Origin of the sequence: Arthrobacter sp. CAN_A1 (genome assembly GCF_015751665.1) — a bacterium.
GTDB lineage: Bacteria > Actinomycetota > Actinomycetes > Actinomycetales > Micrococcaceae > Arthrobacter_D.
Window position 1 is genome coordinate 30671 of record NZ_JADOUR010000006.1, and the last position, 16006, is coordinate 46676.

Below are 16006 nucleotides of genomic sequence, written 5' to 3' on the forward strand. Positions count from 1 at the left end.
AGGGACTTTGGTGCCCACCCTAGGCCGTCACGGCTGCGGAGACCACCCTAACCAGTACCGATAGCGCGTGCGGCCTTGGCGTGCGGCATTACAGTTGAAATAGACAACGGCGTCGCTGCGTTGCGTTCTACAGACGCACGCCCACTGATCACACCCAGTCGCCGAAACGAGTTTCATGTCTGACGCCCGAAGTACCACTCTGACCCCACGTCAGCTGAACTTTGCCATCATCGCTCTCGCGATGGGCGGCTTCGGCATCGGCACCACCGAGTTCGCCATCATGGGGCTCCTGCAGGAGATGGTGGGCGATCTCAATATTTCCATCCCCGAGGGTGGGCATGTGATCTCGGCCTACGCGATCGGCGTCGTCATCGGCGCTCCCCTGCTTGCAGCGCTCGGCGCCCGCCTCCCCCGCAAGGGGATGGCGCTCGGCCTGATGGTGCTTTTCACCGTGGGAAACCTGTCGTCCTACTTTGCCGCCGACTACGGCTGGCTCCTGTTCTCCCGCTTCATGTCGGGCCTGCCGCACGGAGCCTACTTCGGTATCGCAGCAGTGATCGCCGCTTCCCTATCCGCGCCCACACGACGCGCGCACGCCGTCGCGATGGTGATGTTGGGGCTCAGCATCGCCAACGTCATTGGTGTCCCGTTCGCCACCTGGCTGGGCCAGATGTTCGGCTGGCGGACCATGTTCCTGCTCGTCGGCGTCATCGGGTTGGTCACCATCTGGATGATCTCGCGTAGCGTCCCGCACCAGAAGGTCCTCCAAAACGCCAGCATCCGGCGGGAGCTCGGCGCGCTGCAGCGCGGCCAGGTTTGGATGACGCTACTCATCGGCACGGTCGGTTTCGGCGGGTTCTTCGCGGTTTACTCCTACATCTCCCCGACCATGACCGAAGTAACAGGACTCCCCGAAGCGACCCTGCCCTTCGTCGTCGCCCTCTACGGGCTCGGCATGGTGACCGGAAACATTGTCGGCGGCCGCCTGGCCGATATTTCGGTGATGGGCACTATCTACTGGGTGATGGGCGTGATTGCCGTGGCGCTGGTGGCTTTCTCTTTCGCCGTCCAGTGGGCGCCCACCGCCCTGCTGTTTGTCTTCCTGGTCGGCGCGATCGGCGCCATGCTGATCCCCTCGCTCCAGGTGCGCCTGCTCGACGTCTCCCCCGACGCGCCCTCGCTCGCTTCGTCCCTGAACCATGCAGCCCTGAACATTGCCAACGCACTCGGCGCGTTCCTCGGCGGCGCAGTGATTGCCGCCGGGTGGGGTTATACCGCGCCCGCCCTCGTGGGAGCAGTGCTGGCCGTCGTCGGCCTAGCCGTAGCGCTGGTCAGCGGTCGCATGGACCGTCGCAGCGCGGCGGTCCGGCCCGCGGAAAACGTACCGGTCAGCTGAGGCGTACCGGTCAACCGAGGCGTTGCGCCCTCGCTGAAGCGTAGAGGCAGACCGTCGCCGCGGTCCCCACGTTGAGGCTCTCGGCCCGCCCATAGATGGGCACGGCCACCCGGTGGTCGGCGCCCTTGAGCACGACGTCGGGCAGCCCCTGCGCTTCGTTGCCAAAGAGCCACGCCGTCGGCGCCTCGAGTTGCGCCTCCCCGGCCGAGCCGCCCTCCCCTGCCGCCGGGGCGAGCCGCCGTCGCGCGCTCCCCTCCTGGAGGACATCAAGATCGACGTCGCCGTACCCATCGGCCGCCAACACCGTGATGCCGCGGTCACGCAGGGAGGAGAGCACCAGGTCCAGATCGGCGCCCAGGACCACCGGCAGGTGAAACAGCGAACCGACTGTGGAGCGGACCGCCTTCGGGTTGTACAGGTCAACGCTCGACGACGTCAGCACCACGGCGTCGGCACCCGCTGAATCGGCGGCGCGGAGGATGGTACCGGCGTTACCGGGATCACGCACCTCCACCATCACCGCGACCAGCCGGGGCTCCCCGGCGAGTACCGCGTCGAGCGTGACATCAACGAAGGCGCACACAGCAATCACACCCTGGGGGGTGACCGTGGAGGACATTTCGGCCAGGACTTCCTCGGTCACCAGCCGGGGGGTTGGCTGGCCCTCGAACAGGCCAAGCTCGGCGTGCCGCTCGAGGCACTCCTCGGTGATGAAGAGTTCCTCAATCACCGCGGGCGCACCGGCAGCCCGGCGTGCCGCATGAAGGGTCAGGGCCTCCCTGACGGACTGCGGGCCCTCGGCGAGGAACCTGCCCTGCCTTAAACGGGCCGGACGCCCTGCGAGCCGTGCCACTTCCTTCACCCGATCAGCTCGGGGGTTGGTCATGGGCGGTGCCGCAGGGCGTCCGGTGTTAGTCATGTACTGATGTTCTCAGTAATCCGGCCGGGCCGGAAACGGAGCAGATTATGCCTTGGCTGGAGCCTTGGCAGCCGAAGCCTGAGCCCCAGCGGGAGCTGAGGTGTCGGCGGGCAGGGAGTTCTTGGCAATCTGCACCAGTGCGGAGAACGCATTGGCATCGGAAACTGCCAGCTCGGCCAGCATCCGGCGGTCAACCTGGATCTCAGCGGCCTTCAGGCCCTGGATCAAACGGTTGTAGGTCAGGCCGTTGGCGCGGGACGCAGCGTTGATGCGCTGGATCCAGAGGCGACGGAAGTCACCCTTGCGCTTGCGGCGGTCACCGTAGCTGTAAACAAACGAATGCAGCAGCTGTTCTTTGGCCTTGCGGTACAGGCGTGAGCGCTGCCCGCGGTAGCCCTTTGCCCGCTCGAGAATTACCCGACGCTTCTTGTGGGCGTTTACCGCCCGCTTCACACGTGCCACGTGCGTACTCCTTCAGTAGATCTACCGGCATCCTAGTGACGGCCTGTCCTGCGATTCGCAGTGGACTGGCCCAGCGCCGGTTAAGTTGGTTGGTGAGTTAGATGCCGAGCATCTTTTTGATGACCTTGGTATCGGCCTTCGAAACAATCTTGTCGCTACCGAGACGGCGAGTCAGCGTGGAGGGCTTGTGCTCCAGGTAGTGGCGGCGGTTGGCCTGCTGGCGCTTGAGCTTGCCGCTTCCGGTCAGCTTGAAACGCTTCTTGACACCGCTGTGGGTCTTCATCTTCGGCATGAGAACCGATCTCCTTTGGTTTCCACCCGCTATTGCAGGTGGCTCGTACGGCACCCGCGGGGGTGCCTGCGGGTTTATTCGGGCGCCTGGCGGCTCCGACGGGGATGAACCCTAGTCGGAGGTGCTTGGCTTAGGCCGGTTCGGCGTGCTCCGGGGAGCCGCCTTGCTGGCAGGTTTGGGTGTTGCTGGCTTCGGCATCGCTGTCGGCTTGGGCGCCGCCATCGGCTTCGGCGCCGCAACCGGCTTTGCTGCAGCGGCAGGCTTCGCAGCCGCTGCCGGCTTCTCCGCCGCCTTCGCAGATGCCTTGGCCGGTGCCTTCGGTGCGTCAGCGGCAGCTTTCTCAGCTGCCTTGGCAGCCTTCGCGGCCTCAGCCGCTGCGGCTTCCTGATCAGCCTTGTCCTGAACGGCCTTCTCACGGTCGACGATTTCCTGTGCCGCGGCTTCCTTCGCCGCTACCTCAGCCGCAATCACTTCCTGGGCTGCAGCCTCCTCGGCTGCCTCCTGGGAAGCGGTGGTCGAGTACCCATCAGGGAGCAGGTCGGCGAGGCTCTGCGTCATGGGCGCCTTGTCCGGAGTGGTGTCCAGCTTCTCGGTGCCGGCTTTCACTGCCTCGTTCGCAGCCTTGGCGTCGGCACGCTGGGTGGCGCGCCGCGCCTCAGCCTTGGCTTCAGCCTTGTTCTTGACCGGCCCGATGACCATGACCATATTGCGACCGTCGATGCGTGGAGTGGATTCCACGATGCCAACCTCGGCAACGTCCTCGGCGAACTTCTGCAACAGGCGGATACCCATCTCAGGTCGCTGCTGCTCGCGTCCACGGAACTGGATCATGGCCTTGACCTTGTCACCGGCACCCAGGAAGCGCATCGCATGGCCACGCTTGGTCTCGTAGTCGTGAGTGTCAATCTTCAGGCGGAACCGGATCTCCTTGAGAACCGTGTTCGTCTGATTCTTGCGCGCCTCACGGGCCTTGACCGCGGCTTCGTACTTGTACTTGCCAAAATCCATCAGCTTGGCAACCGGAGGCTTGGCCTGCGGTGCAACCTCAACAAGATCAAGGTCTGACTCGGAGGCAAGACGGAGAGCATCCTCAATACGGACGATGCCTACCTGTTCGCCCGCAGGTCCTACCAACCGCACCTCAGGGACGCGGATACGATCATTGATTCTTGGCTCGCTAATGTGTTGCTCCTGAAATCTTATGAAGTGTCACCACGTGCAATAGAAGAAGGCCCCCGATTGCAGTGCAATCAGAGGCCTCAATGATCGGCGGGATCCACAATCCTGTGGAACCGTACTGGTGAGACAGTTGCCTCAGACAGCACGTACCGACCTAACCCGGCTGCCACCATGTTCCGAAACGAAACACCTGGCAATCGCGGGTGGGAGAATCTCCGCTTGCAGACTGGAAGTGATCTTTTTCATGGCCTTCGCAGGCGCAGGAAATAGCGACCTCCAGTCGGTCTATGACAAGCTTACCAGCATGAGCACTCCGGCTAATAATCAAGACAGCGCACGCAACATCTTCCAGGCACCCGGCGCCAGCGGCGCCCCGGCCACGGAGTCCTTACCCCAGGATTCTCCGGCTGCGGCCGATGACGGCCGGCAGGTCCGGCGTGACATCGCCGAGGTCAGCGCCGTGGAACTGATCATGACCTCCGCCCTGCACCTGATGAGCGCAGCAGCCGTGAAGTGTGGCCTGGCCGAAGGCGACGACGCCGAGGAACTCAAGGACCTCGATGAGGCCCGCAAGATCATCACAGCGCTGGCCGGGTTTGTCACGGCAGCGGCACCCGAGATCGGCGGCCAGCACGCCGGACCGCTGCGCGACGGACTCCGTTCACTGCAGTTGGCGTTCCGTGAGGCCTCGATCATCCAGGACGCCCCCGGCAAGGGGCCAGGCGAAAAGTTCACCGGCGCGGTCAACTAGGCTTCATTCCCGGGGGTCCCGCCGCGACGGGCCCCCCGGCTAGCGGCGCCGTCGTCGCACCTGCTGGGCTCCCAGACCGAGCAGACAGATCACGACGGCGGCCGCACCGACGGTCGTGAAGGCGGCAGACGGCCCCACCGTGTCGATGGTGATCCCGGCCAGGGGTGCGCCGAGCGCGACACCCGAGGTCAGCGCCGAGCCGTACCACCCCATCGCCTCACCGCGGCGTTCCTCCACCACGAGGTCAGCCACCCGCTCGGAGGCTGCGGAGAGGACCGGCGCGCACAGGAGACCCGGCAGGATGGACAGGAGACATAAGGTCAGGGTGTTCTCGGCGAAGCCCATCGGGATGGTGAACAGGCCCATCATCAGGAGCAGCAGCAGCGGCGATACCGGCCGGTGCAGCGCCCCATAGATCAGCCCGCCGACCACCGAGGCCGCGCACCAGGCGGCGAAGACCAGCCCCAGCTCGCCCTCACGTCCCGTCTCCTCCAGAGCAGCGACAATGCCTACCTCGGTTCCGGCGAGCACCATCCCTGCTCCTGCAGCGACCACCATGACCACTGCCACCGCGATTGTCAGCCAGGCGAAGCTGCCGGCTACCCGCTCCCTCAACGCAGACCGTCCACCGGTGGAGCGTGCCCCCGGGTACAGCTCAGCGGACGCCTCACCCACGTGCGCTGGTGCTGACGCGACCACGGCGCCCACGGCTGCCGCCTCGTCTTCGGCGTCGGTGGGGTCGACACGCGCCGCACCGAGCTGCTCACTGCGGGTCGGAGGGTTGAACCACATCAAGAACAAGCCGGCACCGGCGGTCGCGAGCCCCACGAGGGTCAGGCCCAGCACGGTCGAGACCTGCGTCGCCAAAACGACGCCGAGGGCCGGCCCCACCATGAAGATCATCTCGGTGCCGATAGCGTCCAGGGTGAACGCCGTCCGGCGCTTCTCCCCGGTCACCATGACGCCAAGGGACTGCCGGACCACCGAGAACGCGGGAAGGGTGAACAGCCCACCGATCAGTGCGGCAAGGAGCAGCCACTCGTAGGACAGTTGCGGGGCGACGGACCAGATGACGGCTTCGGCGACGACCGAGGGGATCAGGGCTTTCCGCAGCCCTGCACTATCCACCCGGCGCCCCCGCCACGGGGCTCCCACGGCGATGCCGATGGTCAGGAGTGCCGCCACGGCACCGGCTTCGGCGTACCCGCGGTCAAGGGTCTGGACCACATGGAGTGTCAGTAGGACACCGGCCGCTGAGTGGGGGAATCGGGCGATCATGCCGACAATCAGCAGACGCCGCACGGGGACGATGCGCAACAGGTCCCGGTAGAGGGCAAAATTCACGTGGTTCACTTTTCTGCGGGTCTACCCGCACCTTCTCAGCGGGTCAAGACCACCTCAAGGGAGTCGACCCGTTCCACAAATTCTCTGTCACTTCGCAGCCGGCTCTGCAGCTCCTGGACCACAGCGCGGACGGCGTCCTCATCCAACCCGCCGCGCAGCGTTACCTGTAGCCGTACCTCTGGCCCCGGGCCGCCGCCGGATGCCAGTGTACCGTCTGCTGAACGCGCCGGGACCCCGCTGCCGGGGCTCACTGCAACCCGCAGAATTGCTGGTTCCCCGGCGGTGGCCTGGGCCACCAGGTCAGCGACCCGCGGGTCGCTGTAGGCGGGCTCCCACGGAAGCTGCTGGGCCAACGCCCACAGTGCCGGGCGACGCACCACGAACGTGAAATCCGCGCCCGGGTCGATCACCAGCAGCTCCGACTCGTCAGCCACGGCCGACAGTGCCGCGCGTGGGGCGTAAACGGCAACGGGCCGGGCATCGGGATGCCACGCTGTGAGGGCAGCCGCTGAGCTGAAGACCGGCAACGCGTTCCGCCCGTCGGGTGCTGTGAGGGTCACCAGCGCCATGTCGGCTTCCTTGTCCCCCGTCTGGCCCTCCGCCGACCCGTCGTGCTGCCCGGCAGGTTCGCTACCAGCGGCCAGCTGGGGTATCACTGGTACGAAGACACGGACCCCGGCGAGGGCGGCGAGTACATCTGCCTCGTCGCCCTTGCCCGCGAGGAGCCGGTTCACCGCCGCGGTGTAGGCGGGAGGCGCGCCGCCATCGTCGTCGTCAAAGTTGTGCAGCGGGTTCCCGTCGCCGCTAAGGTCACGACCCTCCCACAGTTGGCCCGCCGAATCGGCGGTGTTGCCCGCGAGGGCCCCCGCAATGTGAGCCGGCAGGTGGCGCTCGCTCACACCTGCGGCTCCGGGTGGCCAGCGACGTCGAGGGCCTGGGGCAGGGTGAACGCTCCGGCATACAGGGCCTTGCCCACGATTGCACCTTCCAGGCCGTGCGGCACCAGTTGGCGCAGTGCTGCGAGGTCATCAAGGCTGGAGATCCCGCCGGACGCGACCACGGGGCGCGAGGTGCGCTCGAGCACCTGCTGGAGCAACTCGAGGTTCGGGCCGCGGAGGGTGCCGTCCTTAGTGACGTCGGTGACCACATACCGGGAGCAGCCGGCGTCTTCGAGGCGCTGCAGGACCTCCCAGAGGTCACCGCCCTCCTCCGTCCACCCGCGCGCGGCGAGGGTGGTGCCGCGGACGTCCAGCCCGACGGCGATCTTGTCGCCGTAGCGGGCGATGGCGGCAGCGGTCCACTCTGGGTCCTCCAGGGCGGCGGTGCCCAGGTTCACCCGGTGCGCTCCAAGGTCGAGGGCCGCCTCCAGGGAGGCGTCGTCGCGGATGCCGCCGGACAGCTCAACCTTGATGTCGAGCTCGTTGACGACGCGCTTCAGCAGTTCCCGGTTGGAGCCGCGGCCGAATGCGGCGTCGAGGTCCACGAGGTGTACCCATTCGGCGCCGTCGTGCTGCCAGGCCAGGGCCGCCTCGAGGGCGTCCCCGTAGCCGGTTTCGCTGCCGGCCTCGCCCTGGACCAGGCGCACGGCCTGACCGTCGACGACGTCGACGGCGGGAAGCAGTTCAAGAATGGGCGATTCAGTAAAGGGGCTCATCGGGTAGTGACTCTTTCGTAGCTGTCGGATGTCTCGATAATCAGAGGTCGGTCAGGGTCAGGAGGTAGGCGGCCAGTAACGCCATTCCCGCCAACACCCAGAAACTGATGATGAGGGCCTTGTGCGACTCCTGCCGCCGGAAGGAAATGGCCCCGCCGATCAGCAGGCCGGACAGGCCCATCAGCACTATGCTCCACATGGCTAGCGCAACCCCGCTGTCCAGTTGGACAGCAGCCGGGCACCGGCGTCGCCGGACTTTTCCGGGTGGAACTGGGTGGCGCTCAGCGGCCCGTTCTCGACCGCGGCGATGAACGGTCCACCGTGGTCGGCCCAGGTCACCATGGGCGGTTTCATGGCCGGCTGGGTGACATCGAATTTCCACTGCTGCACCCCGTAGGAGTGAACGAAGTAGAATCGCTCCTCCTCGATGCCGTCGAAAAGGGTTGACCCCTCGGGTGCTGTCACCGTGTTCCAGCCCATGTGGGGAACGACGTCGGCCCGGAGCCGCTCAACGGTGCCCGGCCACTCACCCATCCCCTCGGTCCTGACGCCGTGCTCGACCCCCTCGTCGAAGAGGATCTGGAGTCCAACGCAGATCCCCAGGACCGGCCGACCGCCGGCCACCCGTCGGCCGATCATGCGCAGCGCGTCGACGTCCTTGAGGCCCTTCATGACTGTGGCAAAAGCGCCGACGCCGGGCACCACCAGCCCGTCGGCGTTGAGGACGTCGTCGGGCTTGGCGCTCAACGTAACCTCGGCACCTATGTGCTCAAGGGCGCGCACCGCTGAACGGATGTTGCCTGAGCCATAGTCGAGGACTGTGACGCGCGGCGCGCTCATAGCGCCCCTTTGGTGGAAGGGACACCGTCGACCCGTGGGTCCGGCTCCACTGCGGCCCGGAGCGCACGGGCAAACGCCTTGAACTGGGCTTCGACAATGTGGTGCGGATCGCGCCCGCCGAGGACCGTCATGTGCAGGCAGATCTGGGCGTGCAGGGTGATCGCTTCGAAAACGTGGCGGGTGAGGGAACCAGTGAAATGTCCGCCAATCAGGTGGTACTCCTGGCCCGCCGGTTCACCCGTGTGCACCAGGTAGGGCCGGCCCGAAATGTCGACTACCGCGTTGGCCAGGGCCTCATCCAGGGGCACAGTGGCTTCACCGAACCGGCGGATGCCGGCCTTGGTGCCAAGCGCTTCGCGGAGCACTTCACCGATGGTGATGGCGACATCCTCGACCGTGTGGTGGGCATCAATGTGGGTGTCACCGGTGGCCCGGACCGTCAGGTCGATCAGCGAGTGCTTGGCCAGAGCGGTCAGCATGTGGTCATAGAAGGGCACAGAGGTGCTGATCTCTGCGCGACCCGTGCCGTCGAGATCCAGTTGGACGAACACTGACGATTCGCTGGTGGTCCGTTCCCGGCTCGCGGTGCGTCCGACGGTGGTTTCCACGCTCATGGCTATCCTTCGATTGGTACGTAGCAGATGGGTGACGGTAGATGGCTCATGCGGGTGCCGCATCGAGAGGGCCCCCTACCAGTCTAGGAGACGGTTTTCCCCAGCAGGGCGCTAAGGGAGTCAAGGAACACTGTGGTCTCCGTCTCGGTGCCTGCGGTGACCCGCAGATGGCCCGGAATGCCGACGTCGCGAATCAGCACCCCTGCCTCGAGGAGGCCCTGCCAGATCCCTTGCGGATCCTCAAGCCCACCGAACAGGACAAAGTTCGCATCCGAGGGCGCAGGAGTCAGGCCCAATGCCCGGAGGCTCTCAACGATCCGGTCGCGCTGGGTCTTGATGTCTTCCACGTTGGCGAGCAGCTGGGTCGAGTGTGTCAACGCCGCATTGGCAGCCGCCTGGGTGATGGCTGACAGGTGGTAGGGCAACCGGACGAGGCGTAGCGCGTCAGCGACCTCTGGTGCAGACGCCAGATAGCCAAGCCGCGCGCCAGCCATGGCAAAGGCCTTACTCATGGTGCGGGACACCACAAGACGCTCACGTCCCTTCAACAGCGTCAAAGCGCTGACGGTGTCTGAGTGGGCGAACTCAGCGTAGGCCTCATCAACAATCACGATGGCGTTGGCCTTACCGCTCGCCTCGTAAACGGCTTCCACCACATCCAGGCCCAGGGCGGTCCCCGTCGGGTTGTTGGGCGAGCAGAGGAAGACTACGTTGGCGCCGGAGTCGTGCACCTGACGCGCGGCGTCTTCGGCGCCCAAGGTGAACGATTCATTGCCTTCACCGGGGATGTAGCGCGTGCCGGTGCTGCTGGCGAGCAGAGGATACATGGAGTAGGTCGGTGGGAAACCGATCGCCGACCGGCCCGGCCCACCGAAGGCCTGGAGAAGGTGCTGCAGCACCTCGTTGGAGCCGTTGGCTGCCCACAAATTATCAGGCGTCAACCCATGGCCCAGGTACCGCGCGAGGTTGGACCGCAGGTCACTGAACTCCCGGTCAGGGTAGCGGTTGAGTCCGCCGACTTCCCGGCTGACCGCATCAACAATTGCCTGCCTGACGTCGTCGGGGACGCCGTAGGTGTTCTCGTTGACGTTGAGGAGGATGGGCACATCCAACTGGGGTGCCCCATAGGGATGCTTACCCCGCAGATCATCACGCAGGGGCAACCGGCTCAACCGCTCAAACTGTTCACTCACCTATCAAGGTTATGCGCCGAGCCGTGCAAGAGCAGAATCAGGGGAAACTTCGAACGTCCCGCCCCGAGGGACTCCCGGCAGCCGAGACTGGCTGGCCGGTCCGCCGTGGATGGCGCGACTCGAAAGAGTCTCTGGGGTATGAGTCCTCTGGAAGGTCTTACCGATTGGTCGGGACGTCCAGCTGCTGGCCGGCCTGGAGAACTGAGGTACCCAGGCTGTTCAGTTCAACGATTTCGGAGACCACGTCGCGCGGATCGCGGTCTGGAGCGAACTCAGTGGCAATCTGCCAGATGGTTTCGCCCGCGGCGACGCTGACGCTGACGGTCTGTGTGACCTCTCCACCCTCGGCTGCGGCCTTGGCGGGCGAGTTGAAGAACCCTGACAACATCAGGACGGCAGACGCCAGCAGGACAATTGGCAGCCCGACCAGCAGGAGCCTGCCCCTACGGGTGAGTCGGAGCTTGGCCGCGCCGTTCTCGGCGACGGGGGAGTTTTGATGTGTGGTGATGACAGACATGGATAGACCTCTCTGTACTCTCGAATCAGTCCATTCGAATCCGGGTTTCAACCCGAACCAACCGTGACGGTTGAAGGTAGTGTTCGAGCGAAAACAGGACTGACCTGTTTCATTCGAACTTATCTTCGAATTGCTGCTTTCTTATTTTTAGCACTCATTGACGAACTTTGTCGAGACACGATCGAACAAATGTTTGAAAACGTGTCCCAACTCCCCTACCGTTAGGGCAAGGATGAACGTTCGGTTCCAGCAGAAATCAGCACATCATCCGCCTCTGACAAAATAAGCTCGGCGCCCTGAATCCAGGGATCAGCCGGGGTACATGGATTCTTATCGAAGGGACCGAGACCGTGAAAGAGTCCGACGGACCACTGGATGAACAAACTTCAGATCAGGCCCCCGCTCCGCTTCCTACGCGTGGTCGCCCCCGCGGCCGGCAGGTGCCCAAGGGCATGACAGCCCGGCAGAAGAAGATCCTCGAAACCATCCAGCGGGCCATCGGTACAAACGGCTACCCGCCGTCGATGCGGGAAATTGGGGACACGGTGGGGCTTGCCAGCCTGTCGAGCGTGACGCATCAACTGTCACAGCTGGAACGGATGGGCTATCTCCGCCGTGACCCGAAACGTCCCCGCGCCATGGAGATCCTGCTTCCGCTGACACTCGACCACGATCACAAGAGGGCGCCCGAGGGATCAGATTCCCACGGCCCGTCGGGGATCGGCGGTGCGGTGGACGCGGCGATGGTGCCGCTGGTTGGCCGGATCGCAGCAGGCGGGCCAGTCCTGGCTGATCAGGTCATCGAGGATGTGATGCCGTTGCCGCGTCAACTCGTCGGCCATGGAGATCTGTTTATGCTCCGCGTCTACGGCGACTCGATGATCGACGCGGCCATCTGCGACGGCGATTGGGTGGTAGTCCGCCGACAGCAGGAGGCGCAGAACGGCGACATTGTGGCGGCTCTGTTGGATGACGAGGCGACAGTGAAGACTTTCCGGCAACGCGACGGCCACACCTGGCTCCTCCCGCAGAACACCCAGTACGAGCCGATCCTCGGCGATCTGGCCACGATCATGGGCAAGGTTGTCTCCGTGATGCGCGCTCTCTAGCATCACACCACCTCCCCACTCACCCCCACCACCCCCACCCCGGGCGGTATGGGGTTCGGACGGCGATTGGCCGCGTTAGGTGCCAGGCTCTCCGGCCAGGCGCTGGAGCACGCCCACCGCGGTCGCGCGATCGGTTGTCGACCAGAAGGGTGGCAGCGCGGCGCGCAGGAACGACCCGTAGCGTGCGTTGGCCAGCCGGGAGTCGAGGATCGCCACTACTCCCCTGTCTTCGGTCGCCCGGATGAGGCGTCCGGCGCCCTGCGCCAACCGGACGGCGGCATGGGTCGCTGAAACGCTCATGAAACCGTTGCCGCCGGCTTTGGCCACCGCCCTGGTCCTCGCGGTCATCAGGGGATCGTCCGGTCGGGGGAAAGGTATCCGGTCGATGGTGACCAGTCGACAGGACCTGCCCGGGACGTCGACGCCCTGCCAGAGGGACATGGTGCCGAAGAGACACGTGTCGGGTTCATCGGAGAACTGTTTGACCAGGGCTGACATCGAGGATTCGCCCTGGCACAGGATCTCGAAATCCACCCTCGGACGCAGCGCCTCGGCAGCTTCCTCGGCGGCCCGGCGGGAAGAGAAGAGTCCCAGCGCGCCGCCCCGGGACGCTTTGAGAAGGACCTCAAGTTCGTCAAGCTGTTCTGCCGAGGTACCCCGTTCAGGCTTCGGCAGGTCTTTGGCGACGTAGAGCACGCCCTGTCTCGGGTAATCAAACGGACTGCCGACGTCGACGCCCGTCCAGGAGGGAGCCGACGCTCCGGCCAGGCCCAGCGACCCGGCAACCGGGCCGAACTCGGAGCCAATCGCCAGCGTTGCCGACGTGAGCACCACGGTGTGATCGGCGAACAGGCCCTCCCGCAGTTTCCCTGCCACCGACAGTGGAGCAATGTTGATCGTGGCCGGTGCGGCGTCGTCGGGCTGGGAGTACCCGGTGCCAGGCGAGAAGGTGCTGGGCCGTGAGGCCCACAGCACTTCGCCCGCGGGGGTGGCCGTGAGGAGGCGTTCACACAGTTCGAACACCGCCAGCACATGGGACTTGGCCAGCTGGCGTCCGCCGTCGGCGGGGGTTGGGCCGTCGCCCTTGGCATCGGACAGGACGGCACGGCAGGCCTCCCGGACCTGGGTGATGGCCGATTCCTGCTCTTCATCCAGCCCCGAAGCCATCAGACCCGAGGGAATCCCTTCCACTGTCGACTCGAAGAACCGGTTCGCCGCGTCCAGTGGCTCGGCACTGACCGAGAGGTGTCTGCGCGCGGCTGACGCCGCGGCGGAGATCATGCCGGTGGAGAGCTGCCCGGACACCGCCCCGGTGACGCGGTCATGCAGTTCGTGGGCTTCGTCAATCACGACGACGTCGTACTCGGGGAGCACAGCCAGCCCCTCGAAGGCGCTGATGGCGAGCATCGCGTGGTTGGTGATGACAATGTCGGCGTCCCCGGCTTTGGCCCGGGCCCGTTCGCTGAAGCACTCGGCGGCGACCGGGCACTTCTGTGCGCCGAGACATTCCATACTGGTTACCGACACCTGGCGCCAGGCCTGCTCACTGACGCCGGGGGTTATCTCGTCACGGTCACCGGTTTCGGTGGTCTCAGCCCATTCCCTGAGTCGGACCACCTCGCGGCCCAGCGGTGTGGCGGGGCCAGCCGCCGGGTGCGGGGCTGCGGTGTCCTCTCCCATGCTGAAGAGCGCCTCGGGTGCGCCTTCCTCGGGGAAACCGCCGCCCGTCTTGTGTTTGCACACGTAATTGCCGCGGCCCTTCAGGAGCACAACCTCCACTGGCCGGGGCAGTTTCCCCTTGAGCGCTTTCAGCAGCCGTGGCACGTCCCGTCCAACAATCTGCGCCTGGAGGGCAAGGGTGGCCGTGGAGACGATGGCTGGCTTGTCATGAGTCAGTGCGTGGGAGATGAGCGGAATCAGGTAGGCAAGGGACTTCCCGGTTCCCGTGCCCGCCTGGACCAGCAGATGGTCACCGGAGGTCAACGCCTCGGCGACCCGCTGGGTCATCTCGTGCTGGCCGGCACGGTTCTCGCCGCCCATGGCTTCGACAGCTGCATCGAGGAGTTCCAGCGGCCCAGTGGCGCCACTGTCAGGCATGCTGGCGGAATTCCTCCAGATCGGCGGCGAGACCTTCACGAACCATCACGTCGAGGCGGGTGCCCGATTCAACGTGTTCGAGGGTGAGGATTTCGGCGTCGGACTGGTGCAGCCGGCTTACGACGTCGCCCCGCTCGTAAGGCACCAGCAGGGTCAGTTTGACGCTGGGGCGCGGGATAGCGGCGCTGACGGCTTCCAGCAGCTCGGCGATGCCCTGCCCGGTGCGGGCCGAGACCACAATGTGCCGTGGTTCGCGTTGGCGCAGACGCTCGATCACAAAGGGATCTGCGGCGTCGGCCTTGTTCAGGACAATGATTTCGGGGACTTTACGGGCATCCACCTCGGAAAGGACCTCCCGCACCGCGGCGATCTGACCCTCCGGATCGGGATGGGATACATCCACCACATGCAGGATCAGGTCCGAGTCGGCAATCTCCTCCAGCGTCGAACGGAACGCCTCGACGAGCTGCGTCGGCAGCGACCTGACGAACCCCACGGTATCGGCGAGGGTATAGCCCAGCCCATCGGCGGTCTCGGCCTTGCGCACCGTCGGGTCAAGGGTGGCAAACAGCGCATTCTCGACCAGGACGCCGGCGTCGGTCAGCCGGTTCAGAAGCGAAGACTTCCCAGCGTTGGTGTATCCCGCGATCGCTACCGAGGGGATCTCATTACGACGGCGGTTGGCGCGTTTGGTTTCGCGGGCTGGCTTCATGGCGCTGATTTCGCGGCGCAGCTTGGCCATCCGGGTGCGGATCTTCCGCCGATCGAGCTCGATCTTCGTTTCGCCGGGCCCACGGGAGCCCATGCCGGCGCCGGCGCCACCGACCTGGCCACCGGCCTGACGGGACATCGAGTCGCCCCAGCCACGGAGCCTGGGGAGGAGGTACTCGAGTTGGGCTAGCTCAACCTGCGCCTTGCCTTCACGGGATTTGGCGTGCTGGGCGAAAATATCGAGGATCAGTGCGGTCCGGTCGATGACCTTGACCTTGACGATGTCCTCCAGCCCGCGGCGCTGGGAGGGTGAGAGCTCGCTGTCGACGATGACGGTGTCGGCACCGGTGGCGACCACGATGTCCTTGAGCTCCTGGGCTTTACCCGAGCCGAGGAAGGTGCCGGGGTCAGGTTTGAGGCGCCGCTGGACGATTCCGTCGAGCACCTCGGAGCCGGCGGTGGCGGCAAGGGCGGAAAGCTCGCGCAGGGAGTTCTCGGCATCTTCGGCGGTGCCTTCGCTCCAGAGCCCGGCGAGGACCACCCGCTCCAGGCGGAGCTGCCGGTACTCGACCTCGGTGACATCTTCGAGTTCAGTGGACAGGCCTGCGACGCGCCTCAGCGCGCGTCGTTCGTCGAGATCCTGTTGGTCGCCATCGTAGGACGACCGTTCGCCGTCGTTCGCCGAGGAAGGACCTGCGAAACGGTTTCCGGCACCCTTCGCGGACGCCGCCTCATCCTTGGCCAGGATCCTATCGATGACTGCCTGAATTTCAGCTGGGCCGATCTCCGGTTCCGGCGTGGCCGGTCCCCCGTTACTCGTGGACATACGCTCCCTAAAGTGGTGTTCCTCAATCGTAGTCTCCCCCACAGTCATCGGGTGAGGTGATTCACTGAGCGCGCAATCCGGCGCCTGCCCGGGTTCCGGAAA

At 65.4% G+C, this 16006-nt stretch carries 17 protein-coding genes; 3 read left to right on the top strand and 14 right to left on the bottom strand.

Annotation, left to right across the window (positions count from 1 at the left end; all coding sequences use genetic code 11):
* Positions 1–175 precede the first annotated feature (175 nt).
* On the top strand, positions 176–1396 hold the full coding sequence (locus tag IWX62_RS08625) for an MFS transporter (protein WP_196840994.1): 1221 nt from the start codon (positions 176–178) through the stop codon (positions 1394–1396).
* Positions 1397–1406: 10 nt separating this feature from the next.
* Here IWX62_RS08625 and IWX62_RS08630 read toward each other — a convergent pair whose 3' ends face one another.
* The 4 genes from IWX62_RS08630 to infC all read right to left on the bottom strand — a co-directional run bounded on the left by IWX62_RS08630 (position 1407) and on the right by infC (position 4209).
* Complete coding sequence (locus IWX62_RS08630; protein ID WP_196840995.1) at positions 1407–2315, bottom strand: TrmH family RNA methyltransferase; 909 nt, start codon at positions 2313–2315, stop codon at positions 1407–1409.
* A 45-nt stretch (positions 2316–2360) separates the two neighbouring features.
* Positions 2361–2777 carry a 50S ribosomal protein L20 gene (gene rplT, locus IWX62_RS08635; RefSeq protein WP_196840996.1) on the bottom strand — a complete coding sequence of 139 codons (417 nt, stop codon included), beginning with the start codon at positions 2775–2777 and terminating at the stop codon, positions 2361–2363.
* A 97-nt stretch (positions 2778–2874) separates the two neighbouring features.
* Positions 2875–3069 (bottom strand): 50S ribosomal protein L35, encoded by a 195-nt coding sequence (gene rpmI, locus IWX62_RS08640; RefSeq protein WP_019483418.1) that lies wholly within the window; start codon positions 3067–3069, stop codon positions 2875–2877.
* A gap of 111 nt (positions 3070–3180) precedes the next feature.
* On the bottom strand, positions 3181–4209 hold the full coding sequence (infC, locus tag IWX62_RS08645) for a translation initiation factor IF-3 (RefSeq protein ID WP_442859250.1): 1029 nt from the start codon (positions 4207–4209) through the stop codon (positions 3181–3183).
* Positions 4210–4552: 343 nt separating this feature from the next.
* Here infC and IWX62_RS08650 point away from each other — a divergent pair, with 343 nt between their 5' ends.
* Positions 4553–4999 carry a DUF1844 domain-containing protein gene (locus IWX62_RS08650; protein WP_196840997.1) on the top strand — a complete coding sequence of 149 codons (447 nt, stop codon included), beginning with the start codon at positions 4553–4555 and terminating at the stop codon, positions 4997–4999.
* A gap of 39 nt (positions 5000–5038) precedes the next feature.
* On the opposite strand, the gene IWX62_RS08655 is transcribed toward IWX62_RS08650, so the two are convergent.
* The 8 genes from IWX62_RS08655 to IWX62_RS08690 all read right to left on the bottom strand — a co-directional run bounded on the left by IWX62_RS08655 (position 5039) and on the right by IWX62_RS08690 (position 11161).
* Positions 5039–6343, bottom strand: a complete 1305-nt coding sequence (locus tag IWX62_RS08655) for an MFS transporter (protein WP_196840998.1) — start codon at positions 6341–6343, stop codon at positions 5039–5041.
* Positions 6344–6378: 35 nt separating this feature from the next.
* A complete protein-coding gene (locus tag IWX62_RS08660) occupies positions 6379–7242 on the bottom strand; it encodes an SseB family protein (protein WP_196840999.1) in 864 nt (287 codons plus the stop codon).
* On the bottom strand, positions 7239–7997 hold the full coding sequence (priA, locus tag IWX62_RS08665; RefSeq protein WP_196841000.1) for a bifunctional 1-(5-phosphoribosyl)-5-((5-phosphoribosylamino)methylideneamino)imidazole-4-carboxamide isomerase/phosphoribosylanthranilate isomerase PriA: 759 nt from the start codon (positions 7995–7997) through the stop codon (positions 7239–7241). Before priA ends, IWX62_RS08660 begins: the two co-directional genes overlap by 4 nt.
* Positions 7998–8037: 40 nt before the next feature.
* Positions 8038–8196 carry a hypothetical protein gene (locus IWX62_RS08670; RefSeq protein ID WP_196841001.1) on the bottom strand — a complete coding sequence of 53 codons (159 nt, stop codon included), beginning with the start codon at positions 8194–8196 and terminating at the stop codon, positions 8038–8040.
* 2 nt (positions 8197–8198) lie between these two features.
* Positions 8199–8837, bottom strand: a complete 639-nt coding sequence (gene hisH, locus IWX62_RS08675) for an imidazole glycerol phosphate synthase subunit HisH (protein WP_196841002.1) — start codon at positions 8835–8837, stop codon at positions 8199–8201.
* Positions 8834–9451, bottom strand: a complete 618-nt coding sequence (hisB, locus tag IWX62_RS08680) for an imidazoleglycerol-phosphate dehydratase HisB (protein WP_196841003.1) — start codon at positions 9449–9451, stop codon at positions 8834–8836. Before hisB ends, hisH begins: the two co-directional genes overlap by 4 nt.
* Positions 9452–9534: 83 nt before the next feature.
* Positions 9535–10644 carry a histidinol-phosphate transaminase gene (locus IWX62_RS08685; RefSeq protein ID WP_196841004.1) on the bottom strand — a complete coding sequence of 370 codons (1110 nt, stop codon included), beginning with the start codon at positions 10642–10644 and terminating at the stop codon, positions 9535–9537.
* A 157-nt stretch (positions 10645–10801) separates the two neighbouring features.
* A complete protein-coding gene (locus tag IWX62_RS08690) occupies positions 10802–11161 on the bottom strand; it encodes a LysM peptidoglycan-binding domain-containing protein (RefSeq protein ID WP_196841005.1) in 360 nt (119 codons plus the stop codon).
* A gap of 452 nt (positions 11162–11613) precedes the next feature.
* Between IWX62_RS08690 and lexA the strand changes: the two genes are divergently transcribed.
* Positions 11614–12270: a transcriptional repressor LexA gene (lexA, locus tag IWX62_RS08695; protein WP_196841006.1), complete on the top strand. Its 657-nt coding sequence runs from the start codon at positions 11614–11616 to the stop codon at positions 12268–12270.
* 75 nt (positions 12271–12345) lie between these two features.
* On the opposite strand, the gene IWX62_RS08700 is transcribed toward lexA, so the two are convergent.
* Positions 12346–14367, bottom strand: coding sequence for an ATP-dependent DNA helicase (locus tag IWX62_RS08700; protein WP_196841007.1), 2022 nt, complete (start codon positions 14365–14367; stop codon positions 12346–12348).
* A complete protein-coding gene (hflX, locus tag IWX62_RS08705) occupies positions 14360–15904 on the bottom strand; it encodes a GTPase HflX (RefSeq protein ID WP_196841008.1) in 1545 nt (514 codons plus the stop codon). Before hflX ends, IWX62_RS08700 begins: the two co-directional genes overlap by 8 nt.
* Positions 15905–16006 lie beyond the last annotated feature (102 nt).